General features: G+C 28.4%; 15 protein-coding genes. 12 read left to right on the top strand and 3 right to left on the bottom strand.

Annotated features, from left to right (window positions below):
* The first annotated feature begins 5 nt into the window (after positions 1–5).
* The 3 genes from EQ921_RS13230 to EQ921_RS13220 are packed head-to-tail and all read left to right on the top strand — an operon-like array spanning position 6 to position 3,879.
* Positions 6–1,199, top strand: coding sequence for a DUF4876 domain-containing protein (locus EQ921_RS13230; RefSeq protein ID WP_128331998.1), 1,194 nt, complete (start codon positions 6–8; stop codon positions 1,197–1,199).
* Positions 1,192–2,727: a DUF6850 family outer membrane beta-barrel protein gene (locus tag EQ921_RS13225; protein ID WP_164875640.1), complete on the top strand. Its 1,536-nt coding sequence runs from the start codon at positions 1,192–1,194 to the stop codon at positions 2,725–2,727. Before EQ921_RS13230 ends, EQ921_RS13225 begins: the two co-directional genes overlap by 8 nt.
* Positions 2,728–2,742: 15 nt before the next feature.
* Positions 2,743–3,879: a cytochrome-c peroxidase gene (locus EQ921_RS13220; protein ID WP_128331996.1), complete on the top strand. Its 1,137-nt coding sequence runs from the start codon at positions 2,743–2,745 to the stop codon at positions 3,877–3,879.
* Positions 3,880–4,033: 154 nt separating this feature from the next.
* Here EQ921_RS13220 and EQ921_RS13215 read toward each other — a convergent pair whose 3' ends face one another.
* Positions 4,034–4,489, bottom strand: coding sequence for a DUF4268 domain-containing protein (locus EQ921_RS13215; RefSeq protein WP_128331995.1), 456 nt, complete (start codon positions 4,487–4,489; stop codon positions 4,034–4,036).
* A 78-nt stretch (positions 4,490–4,567) separates the two neighbouring features.
* On the opposite strand from EQ921_RS13215, the gene EQ921_RS13210 reads away from it, so the two are divergent.
* The 6 genes from EQ921_RS13210 to EQ921_RS13185 all read left to right on the top strand — a co-directional run bounded on the left by EQ921_RS13210 (position 4,568) and on the right by EQ921_RS13185 (position 12,369).
* The gene (locus tag EQ921_RS13210) at positions 4,568–5,740 is read left to right on the top strand and encodes a class I SAM-dependent methyltransferase (RefSeq protein ID WP_128331994.1); all 1,173 of its coding nucleotides are present in this window, start codon (positions 4,568–4,570) and stop codon (positions 5,738–5,740) included.
* A 123-nt stretch (positions 5,741–5,863) separates the two neighbouring features.
* On the top strand, positions 5,864–7,210 hold the full coding sequence (locus tag EQ921_RS13205; RefSeq protein ID WP_128331993.1) for a serine hydrolase: 1,347 nt from the start codon (positions 5,864–5,866) through the stop codon (positions 7,208–7,210).
* 103 nt (positions 7,211–7,313) lie between these two features.
* A complete protein-coding gene (asnS, locus tag EQ921_RS13200; RefSeq protein WP_128331992.1) occupies positions 7,314–8,762 on the top strand; it encodes an asparagine--tRNA ligase in 1,449 nt (482 codons plus the stop codon).
* A gap of 343 nt (positions 8,763–9,105) precedes the next feature.
* Entirely contained in the window at positions 9,106–10,575 is a 1,470-nt protein-coding gene (rpoN, locus tag EQ921_RS13195; protein ID WP_128152400.1) for an RNA polymerase factor sigma-54, read from the top strand.
* A 206-nt stretch (positions 10,576–10,781) separates the two neighbouring features.
* Positions 10,782–11,576, top strand: coding sequence for a thymidylate synthase (locus EQ921_RS13190; protein ID WP_128331991.1), 795 nt, complete (start codon positions 10,782–10,784; stop codon positions 11,574–11,576).
* A 58-nt stretch (positions 11,577–11,634) separates the two neighbouring features.
* Entirely contained in the window at positions 11,635–12,369 is a 735-nt protein-coding gene (locus EQ921_RS13185) for a hypothetical protein (protein ID WP_128331990.1), read from the top strand.
* A 520-nt stretch (positions 12,370–12,889) separates the two neighbouring features.
* Here EQ921_RS13185 and EQ921_RS13180 read toward each other — a convergent pair.
* On the bottom strand, positions 12,890–14,497 hold the full coding sequence (locus EQ921_RS13180; RefSeq protein ID WP_128331989.1) for a DUF4139 domain-containing protein: 1,608 nt from the start codon (positions 14,495–14,497) through the stop codon (positions 12,890–12,892).
* 253 nt (positions 14,498–14,750) lie between these two features.
* Here EQ921_RS13180 and EQ921_RS13175 point away from each other — a divergent pair, with 253 nt between their 5' ends.
* The 3 genes from EQ921_RS13175 (at position 14,751) to EQ921_RS13165 (ending at position 18,409) form a co-directional block, all read left to right on the top strand.
* Positions 14,751–16,538: a histidine kinase gene (locus tag EQ921_RS13175; RefSeq protein ID WP_128331988.1), complete on the top strand. Its 1,788-nt coding sequence runs from the start codon at positions 14,751–14,753 to the stop codon at positions 16,536–16,538.
* Between the two features lie 57 nt (positions 16,539–16,595).
* A complete protein-coding gene (locus EQ921_RS13170; RefSeq protein ID WP_128331987.1) occupies positions 16,596–17,351 on the top strand; it encodes a LytTR family DNA-binding domain-containing protein in 756 nt (251 codons plus the stop codon).
* A 221-nt stretch (positions 17,352–17,572) separates the two neighbouring features.
* A complete protein-coding gene (locus tag EQ921_RS13165; protein WP_128331986.1) occupies positions 17,573–18,409 on the top strand; it encodes a hypothetical protein in 837 nt (278 codons plus the stop codon).
* Between the two features lie 71 nt (positions 18,410–18,480).
* Here the strand turns inward: EQ921_RS13165 and EQ921_RS13160 are convergent, their stop codons facing one another.
* Complete coding sequence (locus EQ921_RS13160) at positions 18,481–19,989, bottom strand: YARHG domain-containing protein (protein ID WP_128331985.1); 1,509 nt, start codon at positions 19,987–19,989, stop codon at positions 18,481–18,483.
* Positions 19,990–20,064: the final 75 nt, after the last annotated feature.

Raw genomic sequence — 20,064 nt, 5'->3', positions numbered from 1 at the left:
ATCAAATGAAAAAAATAAATACATTTTTAAACTATATACTTATACTTTTTTTTACAATATCCTGTTCTAACGATGATAGCTATGATGTTAATTCATCAAATTTAACCAGTGTAGAACTAAAACTTTTGATACCCGAAGATGAAAAAACCTATGAAATTGAAAATTTGGAGGTTTATTTTAAGGAAATCAATTCCGGGATTGAAACTAAAATAGAATCAAAATCTCTATCAATAAAAATAGATTTAAACAGCGGAAATTATAAAATTTCAGTGCAGGGATCAATTAAAAAAGAAAACAATCTGATAAAATTAACCGGAATTCAGGAATCCGTATTGATATCCGGAACCCATCAGATCATAACTTTGCAACTTTTAAAATCTATCATATCAAACAACGATTTATTAATTGAAGAAATTTATTATACCGGAAGTAAAAACTCTCTCACCGGAATTCCTTATTTTGGAGATAGATATTTTAAAATCTTTAACAACTCGGATCAAATTGTATATGCTGATGGTTTATTACTTGCAGAATCAGAGTTTACTACTAATGATAAAAAAGATTATTCTCCTGATATTATGAATGATGCGTTTGCTGCCGGAGGAGTAATCATTCTTCCCGGCAAAGGAAAAGAATATCCTATACAGCCTGGTACATCTATTATTATAGCTGAAAGTGCAAACAATCATAAAAGTATAAATTCCAACTACATAAATCTATCTTTTGCCAATTTTGAAATGTATAACCCTTATGATGATGAAACTGTTGATAATCCATTGGTTCCTAATACGGAATTTTTATTCAATTCTGTTTCCATTGATAAAAAAGGAGTAAGAAGTTATATAATAGCCCGGTTGCCGTCAACTGTTTCAAAAGAAAAATTTTTAACGGATTATAGATATCATTATACTTATAGTGAATGGGGATATCCAATGGAGGGTGATGCCATGTCTATACCTAATGACTGGATTATTGATGCTGTAAATTTAAGCAACGGTAAAGATCCTGACTGGATTTTAACCTCTTCTTCTCTTGATAATGGATGGACCACATGCAGCCTGCATGAAGGTGACGAATCCAGATATGGTAAAAGTGTAAAGAGAAAACCAATAGACTCTCAACCTATAACTAAACTTAAAGACACAAACAACTCTAAAGATGATTTTGAGGCTGTAACTCCCTCTTTAAAAAATGAGTAATATGAAGAATGCATATGTAAGCTTCCTGATTATACATCTTTTTATTTTTGGCCCGTGTTCAGGCCAGGAAATTGATAGTTTAAACATTATTTTACTTGATAAATACAATTTCAATTCCACTATTTTCAGAGATGAAATTGCTCTAAATCCTGCAAACATGTTTTATTTCAGGCAATTTTCATCTTCAGAAATATCTATAGATTACAACTATGAAAAAAAGAATGGATTTTACGATTACACAAAAGGAAGCGGAATCGAAGGAGTAAAATTTAATGCTGAATCATTTCAAATACTTACTCCTGACAAACATGTCGTATGGGGCAAAGCTTATTATTCAAAAGTAAATCAAAAAAATGTTACTTTTAATGAATCTTCAGATATAGAAAACATTTACCCATATATCTCTGCGGACAGTATTGGAGGTACTTTAAAAAGTGAAACCTATTTTTTTGAAGGAGGATATGCCTACCATTTCAATACAAACAAAATTGGTATATTGGGTAGATACAGGGCTCAGCTGGATTTCAGAGATGTAGATCCCAGACCTAAAAACCTTATTTCTGATCTCGATATTAAAGCTGGATATAGCAAACAGCTAACTAACCAATTTTTAATTTCGGCAAATATTGATTTTAAAAATTATAGCCAATCCAATGATGTGAAATTTGTTAGTGAAACTGGTCATCCTGTTTTATATCACATGCTGGGATTAGGAAATTACAGCTATCTTTTTACAGGTAATATTTATAACACCAATTATAACGGAAACGCTTATAAAGCTGGATTACAATTTTTTAATTACAAAAAAAGCAATTTTCTTTTCTCTCTTGCATTTGAAAAATTTAACAATGAAAAATCTGAAAAGGATAGTAATAACAAATTACCCATGTCGAAATTAAACAATAAAAAATATCAATTTAACCTGTATAAAAAATTTAATTTAACTCCATCTTCATCATTTAACATTCATATAAACGGATTCTTCCAAAAAAGAACCGGAATTGAGTATTATTATTCATCTAATGGGTCTGTTAAAGAACAAATTGATAAAAAGAAACAATATTTTCGAACACAAAAAGGAATTAAACTTATACTTAATTATGTATATAAAAAGTATAAGAGTAGCTATACAATCTCTTCTTTTACAGATTTTCAATCTGATAACGAGAAATATATTCGACCTTACTCTTCTCAAAAATTTACTTATCTGTTTTATGGGGTAAATCTGGGGTGGAATCAAGTTTTATCAAACCAAACACATTTGCTTTTTACGACAACGATAGGATGGAAAAAAACATTAAATCATGAAAATAAGTTATACACTTTGGGTCTAAAAAAAAGCTTAACAGAGCAGCTCAATCATGATTTTGATTTAAAAAAATCAGAATATTTCAACACTCAAGCTAATATTAAACTATATTTTAAAATTTCAAATGTAAACCTGTTTATTAATCAGACGTATCAATCTGAATTTTATACCGGTAAGCCAAATTATTTATACACTTCAGGTGTAGGAATACTGTTTTAATTTAAAAACTAACACATGAAAAACAATAAAACTTTCCTGTTAAAAATTGCTGCCATTATTTTTTCTCTAGGTATTTTTCTTAATCATACTGATCCGGAAGAAGATTTAAAAAATATAATAAATAGTTATAAAAAACCATTGGAAAACTGGCCTTCACCATTTGTAGACAAGGGTATTCCCTGGCAAGAATTTGAGCCTCTGGAAGTAGATTCTCTTTATTATGAAACCCAGGAAAAACCAGAGGTTATTTTAGGTAAGATGCTTTTTTTTGATCCCAAACTCTCATCATCTAATCAAATTTCCTGTAGCAACTGTCATGATCCGGAACTTGGATGGACTGATCACCGTACGGTTTCAATCGGACACGATCATCAGCAAGGAAAAAGAAATGCTCCATCGTTATATAATGCCGCATTCCGGGATAAATTATTTTGGGATGGTAGGGCTTCCAGCCTTGAAGAACAAATAGCTGGCCCTTTAGAAGCTCATAACGAAATGAATATCAGCAAAAAAGAAGTTGTAGAAAAACTATCTAAAATTAATGGCTATAAAAAATTATTTCAAGATGCTTACGGTTCAGAAAAAGTTACTTATGACAAAATAGCTAAAGCTATTGCTACATTTGAAAGAACTATTAAAAGCCAGCCCAGCAGATTTGATAAGTTCTTAAAAGGAAATTATTCATCACTTACAGATAAAGAAATATTCGGTATGCATATTTACAGAACTAAAGCCAGATGTATGAACTGCCATTATGGGAAATATTTAACCGATGAAAAATTCCATAATATCGGGCTAACTTATTACAAAAGAGAATATGAAGATTTAGGCTTATATGATACTACTAAAAATCCTTTAGACGTTGGTAAATTTAAAACACCGTCTCTAAGAGATTTATTACTTACACGTCCGTGGATGCATAATGGACTTATGGATGACTTAACCGGAATAATTAATATATATAATATTACCTTACGTATAAACAATCCATCTAAAGAGCAAAAACTCAAAGACCCTTTACATCCAGTAGTAGATACGCTTGTTGTACCACTATCTTTAAAAATTAATGAAATTGATGCATTAAAGTCTTTTCTTGAAGCTTTGTCAGGAAGCAGATATAAAATGAGTCGACCGGATTTTCCAAAAAATTAATATTTTAATATATAAAACATCTTTTTCATAATCCAAATAAATTTTTAACATTTTGTAAAGCCTGATTTTTCAGGCTTTATGAGTTTATCATACTATATGTAAAACAGTATCAGCAAATAATCACAAATATTTAAGTTTACATGACAACTTAATATTAAATTTCAAAGGCTTCTTTATAGGTATTCCAGAAACGATCTAAAGCAATAAGTCTAACTTTAAAAAAATCTATCACATCTTTCCAATCACTTTCTCTGAAAATACTTTTATTTTCAAAATGTATTCCTATTGTACATACGATCTTACCCTGTTCATCGTAAACTTTTTTATTCCATATCCAATCCTCTCCTACTTCATCTGCTAATAAACCGGAAAACATTTCGAACTTCTCATATAATAATTCTTGAATTGTCAAATCTTTTTGAGCCAGCTCTATATTAATCCAGGCTGATTTATTATCAAACTGGGTTCTAAAATATAAATCTTTAACTCCGGTCTTATAGTTTAACCAATTTATCCTGTTTCCTTCAGACGAAACCTGTAAAGCCATATATTGACCCAATGAAACCCAAAACTTTTTTTTTATTTGAAATGCTTCTTCTTTTGAATACATAAACTCGATCTTTGTAGTATCCCGCAAAATTATTAAATTATAACTAATTTTAGCAACTCTAATTATAATTGATACAACGTGATTAACCAGGAATTGTTAAATAAAAATGTACAAAAATTTATTACTGATAACCTAAGAGCTGATCTGGTTTCAATGCGTATGAAAAAATCTCCATTTACAGGAATATCATCATTGGAATTGACACAACAAATACAAGGAAAAAAAATAGCTGAATCTAAATTTCCCTTTCTTACTAAAAACGATGAAATTATTTATCCCCCTCATTTAAATTTAGAACAGGCCTCTTCAGAAATTACTGCAAAATTTAAACAAACTTTCATATCAGGTAAAAAAGGGATTGATTTAACCGGAGGAACTGGTATTGATAGTTTATTTCTTTCTCAATATTCTGAAATTTTTTATTACGTGGAACCTAGTAAGGAACTTCTTGAAATAACCTGTCATAATTTTCAAAAATTAAATAGAAATTTTATCCAGTCTTTTAATCAAACAGCAGAAAATTTTTTATCTGAAAATGATGAGTTTTTCGATTTTATATATATGGATCCTTCTCGTAGAGATTTTAATAAAAATAAGAAATTTTTATTAGAAGACCTGATTCCAAACATCATAGAACTTCAAAAGGATTTAATATCAAAATCTGATCAGGTCTATATCAAATTATCTCCGCTTATGGATATTCAACAAACCATTGAAAAAATTAATGTTTCTGAAATTTATCTCATTTCGGTTAAAAATGAAATGAAAGAATTATTGGTAAAATTAACTAAATCTGATAGGAAAGAATTTAACCCTACAATTCATTGCGTTAATTTAGAAAGTAATCAGCCAGATTTTTCTTTTCAATGGAATGATGAAAAAAATTCTGTAACCCCTATTTATAGTAATCCTGAACAATATTTATTATTTCCTAACGCTTCAATAATGAAAGCTGGAGCTTTTAAACTTATCAGTCATCAATTTAAATTGAAAAAATTAGAATCTAATACTCATATCTACACCTCGAATATAAAATTTGAAAATTTTCCAGGCAGAATTTTTTCAATAATAGATTCTAATTTTAACGTTAAAAAGTCAAAAATTAAAACATTTAACATTATTTGTCGAAATTACCCGATAAAGATTGAAGAAATTAAGAATAAATATAAGCTAAAAGAAGGTGGAGATAAATATTTGATTTTTACACAATCTTTAAAGAAAAACCTTTGTATTTTAGCAGAATTAAATTAACATAAAATATAATATTACATTTTTTAAATTGTTTTTACAATTTTATTAATAAAAAATTAACACTTTATATTATAACTTGCACACCTTTTAAAAAATTAACCTTTAGCTAAACTTTTATTTATAATGTATTATCTATCAAAAATCTTAGTAATTATTTCTGCATGGGCTTGCTTATTAAATTATGGTTGCAAAAAAGAACCTAAACAAAACGATAATAAAAATAACAAAGTTAATAGAGAATTACCTGGTTTTTATGATATAAACTTTAAAACTATATTTTCATACCAAGACAATCATAATGAACATGATGAACAGATAAAGAAAAAACTTAATGCATATTATAATCATCTGTGGAAGGACAAAAATTTAAGTGGAGGTATATTAGTAGCACGAGGTAATAATATATTGCTTGAAAAATATACCGGCTATTCAAATTTTGAAAAACTAACTCCCATTACTTCTACAACCCCTGTACATGTTGCATCAGTAAGTAAGATATTAACTTCTTTAATAATATTGAAACTGGTTGAAGCAGAAAAAATTCAGCTGGATCAAAAAGTCAATACCATTTTAACCTCATTTCCATATCCGGATATAACTATTGAGAATCTGCTTACTCACCGTAGCGGACTGCCGAATTACGCGTATCTGGCTGATGAAAGTAAATACTGGGATAAAAGCAAACGAATGACCAATTCTGATGTTGCCAATCTTTTTTCAAGTTTCGACCCTCCTCTCCTATCTAAACCGGGAACGCACTTTGCCTATTGCAATACAAATTTTGCTTTGCTGGCTTTAATTGCTGAGAAAATTTCAAAAAAATCTTTTCCTGAAACTGCCCGATTAATGGTTTTTGAACCTTTAAAAATGAATCATTCCTATATTTTTCAAGAAAAAGATATGGACAGAGCTACTCCTTCCTATTATCCTCAAGGAAAACCTTATGCCTACGATCATCTGGATTTAGTTTATGGAGATAAAAATTTATACACTACACCCAAAGATTTATTTAAACTGAGCCAAGCTATGTATGCTCCTAATTTTCTTCGAAAAGATCTATTAAACAAAATGTTTACCCCATATAGCAATGAAAAACAAGGGGTTAAAAACTATGGACTGGGTATGCGAATGATGATTTTTGATAATGGCAAAAAATTAACTTACCATACGGGCTGGTGGCATGGAAGCAATACTATATTTGTTCATTTATTGGATGAAAAAGTTACAATTATTGCTTTAGGTAATAAGTTTTCTAAAGTAATGTATTCTGCTTTAAGCCTTTCTTCTTTATTTGGAAATTATCCTTTACATAATCAGATTGCAGATTTAAATGAACATGATACAACAACTTTAAATACAACCAATAAAATTCTAGATACTCAGTCAACAGAAAGTAAGTTAATTACAGATAGCCTGCAAAAGGTAAAAAAAACAAAAAAATCAGAAACTGTAAAAAAATCTAAACTTTAGTTTTTTCATACTCTTACAACCCTGTTCAATACATTAGGCTATTTTTAGACAGTTTTACCCAAAAAATAATTATCTTTGCTTTCGTTTAAAAAATGAATTATAAATGAAAGTGTATAGTATTAAAGAACTGTTGTCTAAAGGTAAAGATGCATTACAGGAAGAAGTTATAATAAACGGATGGGTACGATCTTTTCGTTCCAATCAATTTATTGCATTAAATGACGGATCCGGACAAAATAACGTTCAAATAGTTATAGATTATAATAATTTTGATACAGATACTTTAAAACAAATCACTACGGCTTCATCCCTACGAGTGGAAGGAATAGTTGCTGAAAGTAAGGGTGCCGGTCAGGACATAGAAGTTATTGCTAAAACTATAAAAATATATGGATATGCACATCCGGACGATGTTCAGGAAACTATATTACAACCTAAAAAGCACAGTCTTGAAAAATTAAGGGAACAAGCGCATTTACGATTCAGAACCAACACTTTTGCAGCTGTGATGAGGGTTAGAAATGCTTTAAGCTTTGCAATTCATCAGTATTTCAATACTAATGGATTTTGTTATATTAATACCCCTATTATTACTGGCTCTGATGCAGAAGGTGCGGGAGAAATGTTTACTGTTACAAATTTTAATCTGGATAACCTGCCAAAAAATGAAGAAGGTCATACAGATTTTACTCAGGATTTTTTCGGCAAAAAAACTAATCTTACCGTTTCCGGTCAGTTAGAAGGAGAGACTGCAGCTATGGGCCTTGGCAAAATTTATACATTCGGTCCTACTTTTCGTGCTGAAAATTCCAACACTTCAAGACACTTAGCCGAATTCTGGATGGTAGAACCTGAAATGGCATTCTATGATTTAGAGCAGGATATTGATTTAGCCGAAGACTTTTTAAAATATTGCATTCAATATGTAGTAGATCACTGCAAGGATGATTTGGAGTTTCTTAATAAACGTTTTGAGGAAGAGCAGAAACAAAAGCCTAAAGAAGAAAAATCTGAACATAATCTACTTGAAAAATTGGACTTTGTTCTATCCAATAAATTTGTAAGACTAAGCTACACCGAAGCTATTGAGATATTAAAAAAATCCAAACCTAATCAAAAAGGAAAATTTAAATACCCGATAGAGGAATGGGGTGCTGATTTACAGTCAGAACATGAAAGGTATTTAGTTGAAAAACATTTTAAAACTCCTGTTGTATTATTTGATTATCCTTCAAAAATTAAAGCATTCTATATGCGTTTAAACGATGATAATAAAACTGTTAGAGCTATGGATGTTCTTTTTCCTGGTATTGGGGAGATTATTGGCGGCTCTCAGAGAGAGGAACGGATGGATGTGCTTAAAATGAAAATGGAAGAATTGAATATTGATGAAAAAGAACTATGGTGGTATCTGGATACTCGTAAATTTGGAACAGTACCGCATTCTGGATTTGGATTAGGGCTTGAAAGATTAGTTTTATTTGTAACAGGAATGGGAAATATTCGTGACGTAATTGCTTTTCCGAGAACTCCCAACAGCGCAGAATTTTAAAATATATTTTTTTTAATAAATTAATTAAAGAAGTGTTCAAAAAACACTTCTTTTTTATTTATTTTAAATCTTTTAGTATTGTATTTGTGAAAATCATGAAGAAATTTAAACATTTAGTATTTAACTTTCAAAATAATATATAATAAATAATTAATTTATTAGAAAAAAATACAATAAATAATTAAATAAATTAAAGTTAAATAATTTTTATTTTAGTAGATTAGGGATAAATTTGAAAAGGCACCAAAATTTTATTTTGCAAAAATTGTGCCTAAATTTGTATCTTATAATTAATTAGTGTAAATTTGAATCATCTAAAACATCTATATAAAAGATAAAATTTATGCTAAAACAGGATTTAAGGCTCAAACAATTATTAAAACTTTCTCCCCAGCAGATTCAGCTAATGAAGTTAGTTCAGCTTCCTACGCTGGCTTTTGAGGAAGCAGTTAAACAGGAAATTGAAGAGAATCCTGCATTGGAAGACAACTCCCATGAAGATTATTATGATTCTGCTGATCCTTATGAAACTTCAAGTGACTACGATGATTCCAACGATAATGAAATCATAGATGCCTCTGACATTAATATTGATGAATATTTAAGTGATGACGAAATTCCTAACTATAGAACACAGTCTAATAATTATTCTGATGACGATGAAGAAAGAGAACTTCCTTTTGCGCAATATGAGTCGTTTCATGAACATTTAAGTAATCAGTTGCATACTTTCCGACTTAATGAGGAAGAAAGCGAAATAGCCGATTTTATTATAGGAAATTTGGATGATGACGGATATCTTCGTCGAGAAATACCCTCTATAGTTGATGATTTAGCTTTTACTCAGGGAATTTATACAGACGTAAATACAGTGACTCACTTGCTCACTGGTTACATTCAAAAATTAGATCCCACCGGTGTAGGTGCAAGAGATTTGCAGGAATGCCTTTTACTCCAGCTAAAAACCAGAAATAAAACGGAAGCTTCTGAACTGGCTTATAAAATAATTGATGAAATGTTCGATGCTTTTACCAAAAAACATTATAACAAAATTCAACAAAAATTTTCCATATCCGAGGAAAAACTTAAAGAAGCTGTTTATGAAATTGAAAGATTAAATCCAAAGCCGGGTAAAGCATTTACTAATAATTCAAAAAATACGGAACAAATTATTCCGGATTTTACTATCAAAATTGTTAATGGTAAACTTGATCTTACTTTAAACGGAAGAAATGCTCCGGAGCTGAAAGTATCCAGAGAATATTCCGAAATGCTTGACACATATAAAAATACGGAAAATAAATCTCGTGAACAGAAAGATGCTGTTATGTTTGTAAAACAAAAACTGGATTCTGCCAAGTGGTTTATAGATGCAGTTAAACAACGCCAGCAAACTCTTTACATCACAATGAAATCTATCATGGATTATCAAAAAGATTATTTTTTATCCGGCGATGAGGAACAAATTAAACCTATGATTCTAAAAGATATAGCTGAAATTACTGGCTTAGATATATCAACTATTTCCCGTGTAGCCAATAGTAAATATGTGAATACTCCTTACGGAACATTACTTATAAAAGATCTATTTTCAGAAAGCTTGACCAATTCAGATGGTGATGAAGTTTCAACCCGAGAAATTAAAACAATTCTTCAGGAAGTAATTGAAAATGAAGATCCAAAAAAACCTTTAACTGATGATAATTTAATGAAGATCTTAAATGATAAAGGTTACAATATTGCCCGCAGGACTATAGCCAAATACAGAGATCAATTAAACATACCTGTAGCCAGGCTACGTAAAAAAATTTAAGTCTTTTTTGCAAATTTATATTTTGCTTTATTTCCAAAAGATAGTAACCGGTAAATATTTCATTTACCGGTTTTATTTTATAATTAAAATAATCCAGTATTCAGATTATTTAAAAATACATATCTCTTATAAACAAATATATTCATCAAGAGAATTATATTTTCAAACAAAATACTATAACTTTGCATTGTCGAAGAAATAATCGTATGAAAGCTTATCAAAATTTATTAAATTATATCCTGCAAAATGGCACTGAAAAAGAAGATCGCACCGGAACAGGTACTATTAGTACCTTTGGTTATCAAATGAGATTTGACCTACAGGATGGCTTCCCCTTAGTAACCACTAAAAAATTACATCTTCGCTCCATAATATACGAATTACTCTGGTTTTTAAAAGGGGATACAAATATTGCTTATTTAAACGAACATAAAGTTAAAATATGGGATGAATGGGCCGATTCAAATGGTGATTTGGGACCAGTATATGGTCACCAATGGAGAAGCTGGGGCACTCCAGGAGGAGCTCATATTGATCAAATATCAGAAATTATAAATCAGATCAATACCAATCCTGATTCCAGAAGAATTATTGTTTCTGCCTGGAACGTAGCGGATATACCCTCAATGGCATTGGCTCCGTGTCATGCTTTATTTCAGTTTTATGTAGCCGACGGTAAATTGTCTTTACAACTATATCAAAGAAGTGCCGATGTTTTTCTGGGTGTACCATTCAATATCGCTTCCTATGCTTTGCTTTTACATATGGTCGCACAGGTATGTAATCTGAAACCTGGAGAATTTATACACACTTTTGGAGATGTGCATATATATAAAAATCATATAGAACAGGTAAAATTACAGTTAACCCGAGAGCCTAAAACATTACCTGTTTTAAAAATTAATCCGGAAATTACAAATATATTCAAGTTTAGCTATGAAGATTTTTCAATTGAAGGGTATGATCCTCATCCGCACATTAAAGGAGAGGTTGCTGTATAACTTAAGTAACTTTGAGAACTTTATAATGATTAATTAAAAAACCTTATAATTTCATACTATGCCCAAATTTTTTTATCTATTCTTTGTCTTTTTATTTGCATCGTTGTTAACTAAAGGGCAAGTAGTATCTTTGGATGATTGGGACGAAATTGCGAAAACGGATGTACGTTTACTTCCCAAATATGGTAATATTAAAAAGAATAACGACCAAAAAAATATTGATTGGGAATTTATCAAAGAGGTTATGGAAATTGATGCTTTTAAAGGAAACCGTAACTTAGCTTCTGATTATTATATACAACTCGGTTTTGAACAGTTATCTAAAGATGATTTAAAAACTGCCATGTACAGATTTAATCAAGGCTACCTATTAGATTCTCTCAATTCAAATATATATCTGGGTTATGGTGCAGTTTTTTTAAAGGTTAAAAATATTGAAAAAGCTAAAAATGAGTTTCTGGCAGGTTTACATATTAATTCTGAACATCCGGATTTATTGGCTAACTATGCAGACTGTTTAATTCATCAGTATTTTCTTATTTCCGATTTTCCACTTAGTCAGAAACAAAGGGAGAATTCATTTCTTTACGTAGATTCCGCTCTGGACTACCTCAATCGTTCTTACCAGATAAATCCTAATAATTCTTTTACCTTAAGCAAATTAACCATGGCGTATTATATAAAAGAAGATTGTACTCAATCTCTTAAATTTTACGATGAGTATAAAAAAAGCAAGCAAAAATTTTTAGATTCTGAGTTTATAAACATATTAGAGAAGACTTGTATTAGATAGTTAATAAACTATTAAAAAAAATAGAAAAAAGACGACTTCGTTACATAAATCATAAACATTAAATTAATTTTACTTTAATTTAAAAACATTTAAAATCCTGTTTATATTATAAATATTGTAGTTATATATTTTTTTATACAATATATATTAGTTAATAAAAAATTATATCTTTTCCAGTATACGTAATTATATAGACAAATAAAAATTAAATTTTAAAAGATTTCTATATTTTTTTTTTATTATATCATTAATTTGTGTAATTTAGCAGTGTTAATATTTTCTTAATTTATTAGATAAGCTTAATATTAATTAAGTTTAACCTTAGACTAGAAAATATTAATTATGAATTAAATTGCATTTTAGTAAGTTTAATTTAAAAAGACTTATTTAAATCGAATACGTTCAAATAATAAGTTAACATTAAAAAATAATAAAGAATATTAATTATTAAAACTAACTTATTATTTCTCATAAATAAAGTCAATAAATTTAATTATTTATTGACTTTTTAAATTTTTACTTACAAGTTTAACACTTTATCTTTGTGATATTTTATTTTATAACTAACTCTTACTTTTTTAGTTTCATTGGGTTTCAGATTAAGTATCCATGTCAGTACCCCCAATTCTTTATTGTCATTAGCATGATCTGTTTCTAACAAATCAATAGTAATATCATTAGAACTACTTAGTGGATATTGATCTTTTAGTTGTACTGCTATTTCAGTATTTTTATTGTTACGAACTGAAATATCATAAGTAAATACACTCTCATTATACGAGGAAAATAGTTTGGTTGATGTTAATTCTTTAACCTTTTCTCTTTTAACATTGACTCTTTTATCTTTCCCAATGCTCAGATGCAATACATCTGAAATCTGATTGGGATCAATAATAGTTTTCCCAACATAATCTCCATTAATCGTAATATTAGCTTCTCCTCTTAAAAAGTAATAGTTGGAATACTGACTGACTTCGGCCATTAAATATACTTCTGAATCTAATTTTGGAACTGCATAGTATTTATATGTAGCAGGCATTGAGTTTTCCGCCAAACGAATATTATATGGTTTCCCATTAGACGCTATAGTATATGGGATATCGGCATCAAAAGAGATATTTAATTGGTTTTCATTTATACTTGTATTTATATTGTATTCTTCGTTTTTTAAATTAGTCTCACCTATTATAGATTGAATTGTATTTAACTTCATAACCTGATCTTTAAAAGCCCTTTGTAAAGATTTTAAATATTCACTGTCTACATATTTTAGTATCCAGGCTTTAAGAACTGGTGCTTGATTGTATAAATCAGGATTCCCACTTGAAAAAGTAAGTTTAACATTATCCCATTCAATTCCGGTTTTTTGAGCAACTACTGCTTTATAAACCAAATTTATTGGCTTATTGGTTTCTTTAATCTCCAAATCATACATGGGATACCAAGAAGCATTACTTGTTAAATATTTAATACCAACCGACACAGTTTCAGCTTTTGATGATAATAGTTGGATAATTAATTTACCAGTTGATTTTTTATTTTGCTCTTCTGGATTTAATTTTCGTTTTTTTATTAATTTATCTAAAGTCAGAACATATTGTTCTTTTTGTCTGTCTATTAAAAATATTTTATCATTTAATTCGATTCTTTTCGTATTATAATAATCTATAAGTTTTATTAAACCAGGTACATCCAGTTTAATTCCTTCAGTAGTTGATATTTCATACGTTGCTTTGTTTTTATCTAACAATTCAATAGTTTTTAAATAAGTAGATTTGGTGATATCTAATTTATCTACTATATCCTCTATTTCTTTAATGCTATCTTGAATTTTCATTACCGCATCATTGCTCTGATTATATTCTTTTCCATAATCTGTAGTATATTGTACTGAAATTATTGATGCATTTGATGATGGAGATAACTGGATTGATTCCTCCATCAATTCATTGGAAATATTATTCACTACTATCTCAGATATTCCTTCGGGTACATCTGTTTTAATTGTCTGGTAAATTTCTGCTACGTTATAATAAACATTTACTGATTTTACCGTAGCCTTTGTAAAAGTATTCTGGCCGTACATTAATGCTCCTGTCATAAAAAATAAAATTTTTAAATATTCCATAATTTTAAATTATTAAAAATTGTTTTACTATTTTAGTATATCAATATATTTATCTCGATTCTACAGATAATTTAACTTAAAATTATTCAATGAAAGAGATTTAAAATAATTTGATAACAAAACAAAACTATTAGTTTATTTTTTCCTTTTTATGCGCTAATGGGTATACTAGAGATATGAATGGGTGAAATGTTAAAATAAAATGATCAAATTTATTTTAATTTACATTGAAAAATATATATATTAAATAATTATGAATTTAAAACTCATATTTTTTATTACTATTTTAGGATATTTTAATTTTAGCTACTCTCAGGATTCCTTATATCAAAAAAAGTTATTAAATGAATCTGCTAAAAAATTATCTAAAGTATTAACGAACAATTCCGATAATAATCGAATTGCAAATGAATATGAAAATCTAGCTAATGAACTTGAAAAAACTAATGATTATGCAAAGGCTTTAAATTATCTGGAAAAAGCTAGAAATCTATATTTAATTAATAAAAATAATATTAAAGTTTCTGCTATAAGTAGAAAAATGGCTCATATTCTTGAACTAAATAAAGATAATACTAAAGCTATTAATAAATATGAAGAAGCCGGAAAATATTCCTCAGACAATATTACACAGAAACTAAATATTAATGATGTAAACCGATTAAAAGAAACCGGGAACCCTATGGCTCAAAAACAATTAATTTTAGATAATATCGTATTAGCTGAAAAAGGAAAGTTATTTGAAGAGAAAGTTAATTCCTTACAACAACTCGCTAACATAAATCTGAAAGAAAAAGAGAATAAAAATGCTATTGTAAATTTAGAAAATGCTCTTAAAAGTACTACGAACAGTAAAGAAGCTTCCAAAATCAAAAGAAAAATATCTAATATATATTATATTGATAATCAAATAAATAAATCTATTGAAATAAATTTATTATTATTAGAGGAAGCTCTTAAAGATAAAGATACTCAAACAGAGATTGAACAAAGAAAAATTTTATCAGATTTATATATTAAATCCGGGCTAGTTGCAGAGAGCGAGAAACAGCTACATCAAGCATTTGAAATTGCTATGCAAACTGGAAATACTATCGAGGCGGGAAACTGTGCTGAAAAACTTATATCTATCTTTAAAACGCAAAATAATTATAAAAAAAGCTATGTATTATTTAGTGATTTTCTCTCAAAATTACCACAGCTAATTGCTATAGACAGTTCTTTAGTTGACAACAAATTATTCGAAGTAAATGAAACAAAAATTCATCAGCTCGAAAAAGAAAAAGTCTTAAAAGATAAATTAATTAAACAAAAAAACCTGCTTACTTATATTTTGACAGGAATTTTAGTGCTTGTATTTATTTTTACTTTTTTCATAATCAAAACACTATTTTCTATTAAAAAAAAGAATAAAAAAATTGCATTACAATCTTTGAGACGAGAGATGAATCCTCATTTTATATTTAACAGTTTAAATAGTATTAATTTATTTATATCTGAAAATGATGAATTAAAGGCTAATAAGTATTTGACTTCATATTCTAAACTTATGCGTACAATAATGGATAATTCAAATAATGATTTTATTAAGCTTAGCCTTGAATTAGAATTAATTAAAGAATACCTTGATTTGGAAAAGCTTCGATTTTATGATAAATTTTCTTACAAGATAAATATTAGCCCAACATTAGATACTGAATGTATATACATTCCCAATATGATAATACAGCCTAATCTGGAAAACTCTATCTGGCATGGATTACGTTATAAAGAAGGAAAAGGTTCAATAATCATTACTTTTACTTTAAAAGATAATCAACTTGAAATTAAAATTCAAGATAACGGTATAGGTCTATCAAAAAGCAAATCTCTTAAAACTGAGAATCAAAAAATATATAATTCAAGAGGATTAAATAATATTATGGATCGCATTAAATTGTTAAATGATTTACACAATAGCAATATTCAAATTAATATTTATGAAAATGAAGTACTTACAGGTGTAACCACAGAAATTACAATACCATTAATAAAGAAATAAGTATTCTACACAATAAATTAATGGCTAAATTTTTTTAATATAATAAAACTTTATACTATGATTTCGACTATTGAAAGTGTTATTGTTGAAGATGAGATATCAGCTCAGGAAGTTTTAAAAAACTATTTGTTTAAATACTGTCCACAAGTTAAAATTACAGGTATTGCAAAAAATTGTTCAGAAGCAATATCATTGATACATGAAATTAAACCTAAATTGGTATTTCTGGATGTAGAAATGCCGTATGGAAATGCTTTTGATGTTTTAGAAGCATGTAAAGAACTAGTTTTTGAGACTATTTTTGTTACAGCCTTTTCAGAATATTCATTAAAGGCATTAAATCAGAGTGCTGCTTATTATCTTTTGAAACCAATAAGTATTGATGAGCTTATACAAGCCGTTAATAAGGTACAGAACCAAATCATAAACCAGGAAATTTTCAACCGAAATAAGATTATTGTAGAAAACTTTAAAGAATCTAAACTAGAAAACCATCAAATTATACTTCCTACATTGGAAGGTTTTGAAATAATTAAAGCCGGAAATATTTTACGTCTTCAAGGTAATGGCAATTTTACTGATATTTACCTGTTAGATGGCAGCAAAAAAATGGTCTGCAGATTTTTAAAACATTTTTCAGAAATTCTTTCCTATCCTTTTATAAGGGTTCATAAGTCACATATAATCAACTGTAATTTCATTAAATCATATCATAAATCTTCGGGAGGATATATAACTTTAAATGATTTAACTGAAATTGAAGTATCATCAAGCTACAAACAATTTTTTCTAGATTTATATAAAACCAAATAATACTATATACAACTAAATATGATAGTTAAAAAATTGAGAGCATAGAATATTTATTACTAATATATTTTTTATTTATAGCTGAAAAAATTTATATTTAATTTTTTAATTATCTCTTAACTATTTATTATAATATATTTTTATATCAAAAATAAAATAATTTTGATTTATATTATAATAAAAAATTAATATATTTAAGCATTTAATTAGTAAAATAAATTAACATGAAAAAAACTTTATTCGTAAGCACCTTTTTGGTGTTTACAACTATTCTGTACAGCCAGGTAGGAATTAACACAGACTCTATCACTCCTGGTGTTATGCTGGATATTAACGGAAGAATCCGTATAAGGGATTATTCATCCCCCACATCTGAAAATTCCAGATTTAAAAGCTCCGAACCTACGTATACCAAAATAATGGTTATGGGTGAAAATGGCCTCGTCAGTGCTCAATATAGCTATAAAGTATTGAGACAGAGTGACAGTACAATAATTAATATTGTAAAAAAAAGTGTTGATATAACTAATCATATAAATAATCTGATTGATGCTAAAATTAATTCGGAAAAGGGTCTGAGCTACGTAAGAGGAAGAGGAAATACAAAAACAGCCATTTTATCTGGATCATTAAACCTATTTCCAAACTGGAAAAAAATAGCTTTTGACTTTGTCGACCTGGATAATAATAACGACTATAACAGCACCAATTCTCCAGATTCCGAAAGTTATTGTTTTACTGCTCCTATGGATGGTATTTATGATATTTATGTACAATACGAACTAAATACACTATTAAGTGCACAAAGCATAGGGGTAGGAATTTTTAAAATTGATAAAAATAACGTTCTTACTCTTTTAGCAGAAAATACATATCAAAGCATAAATATAAGTTTGTTAGCTTTAAATGTGGATGTTTCTCCTCCTACCAGACAAACAAAAACATTAGTCAGGCTTGAACAGGGAGATAAAATTTTCTTTGCACTACAATCCACTGTAACCATCAACTTACTAAAAAATTCATCTACAAGTACCTTTTTTACTATAAGCCAGGTACGCTAAACAAAAAGCAGGATTACAATAAGTAATCCTGCTTTTATTTCATTTTAACAGATATTCTATATACCTTATATTTAGTAATATTTTATCTCAGTCACAGAAAAACCATATCTATTATTTTCTACCTCTGAAAGCTTGAAAGAAATAACTTTTCTTTGTTTACCGCGTAAAGTTTCCAATACATTCCTTATTGTTTTACTTCTTAATAACTTTTCTCCGTTAACCTTTTTAAAACATTGAGTTTCAGTAATAATATCTTTTTGATCATTAAAGGAATATTCACATTCTATATCATTATTACGTAAAAAACCGGTGTTGACATTATCTGAATCATAAAAATATTCAATCGGCATCTGCTCATTACCTTTTTCATCCTTAAAATACTCTTTTACTAAATTCCCTTCTGAATCATAATCATAATATACCGTGCTATTGTAATCATTGTTTTGATAAACTTCTTTTTTAATCACATTATCTTCAGAATCATACGTATAAAGGCATTCTTCAGTTGTACCAACCTTATAATCAAGCTTTACCGTTTTATATGGCAGGCCGTTTTCCTGATAATAAAAAAAGGTATCATTTAACTGATCTATATTCTGCACAACCATTTCGTTTTTAAAATAATTGACGTACTGATTTTCATTAATCATACAGTTCTGTTTGGCTATTGCAATCCCTTTTTTATTGTATTCGGTAAAAGTACATTTACTTCCTACTACAGAATCTTGTTTCATATATTTAACACTTTTCAGTGAGCTTGCATCGTACAATGTCTGGCTGGAAGTCTCAATAGGAAAAATATGCCCATAAGAACTTTTATTCAGATTTTTATACTGAAAATTTCCCTCAAAAAGAGAAATCATACTCATGTTATCTTTTTCTAAATCATTAAGCTCTATAAGCTTATTATCTACTATAGGTTCATACCAATTCTGACTAAAAAAATATTTAGCATCCGATTCTTCTGAAAAACGATATCCATACCTGGCTAAAATTTCCTTTCTCATTAAACTCAATTCTTTCGGTTTTTTATCTTTTAAGTCATCATACCCTAAACGAATAAAAGCTGTCTGTGGATATTTCCCGGCAAACTCCTCCGGAGTTATATCCACATCATCATCATTAATTCTACATGTGGTTACATTGTTTTTACCTGTAGAACACATCATTATTTTAATAGGAGGTTTAGATTTTCCATAATTAACCTCTTTTTCTTTTAGATATACAAAGGAAAGTTTTTTAAGCTGATCTGATGAAAATTTACCATTTTCAATTTTTATATTAGTCAGGTTCTCAACCTTTCGATGAAGATCCCCTCCTTTTTTACTGTTAAAATCCAGAATTACATATTCACTTATTCCTTGTGCATACGTTTTACCTTCTAAATTTAAAATTTTGATAAAAGTACTTTTCGTGTCATTTTTAAATTGGAAAATTTTATTAATACGAATGCTGTCTCCAACATTTTCATCAATTAAACTTACATCTATTTTCTGACCACCTCTTACATATACTTTCTTTTCCTGTGCAAAAAGATGAATTTGCATCAGACATATTAAAACAAAAATTATATTTTTCATAAAAAATAAGTTTCTTTATACAAAAATACATAAAAAGTTAAATGATTTACATTTTAATCAGCTATGATAAATATT

This window comes from Apibacter sp. HY039 (assembly GCF_004023655.1).
GTDB lineage: Bacteria > Bacteroidota > Bacteroidia > Flavobacteriales > Weeksellaceae > Apibacter > Apibacter raozihei.
This window is presented reverse-complemented; position numbering and strand designations above follow the sequence as displayed.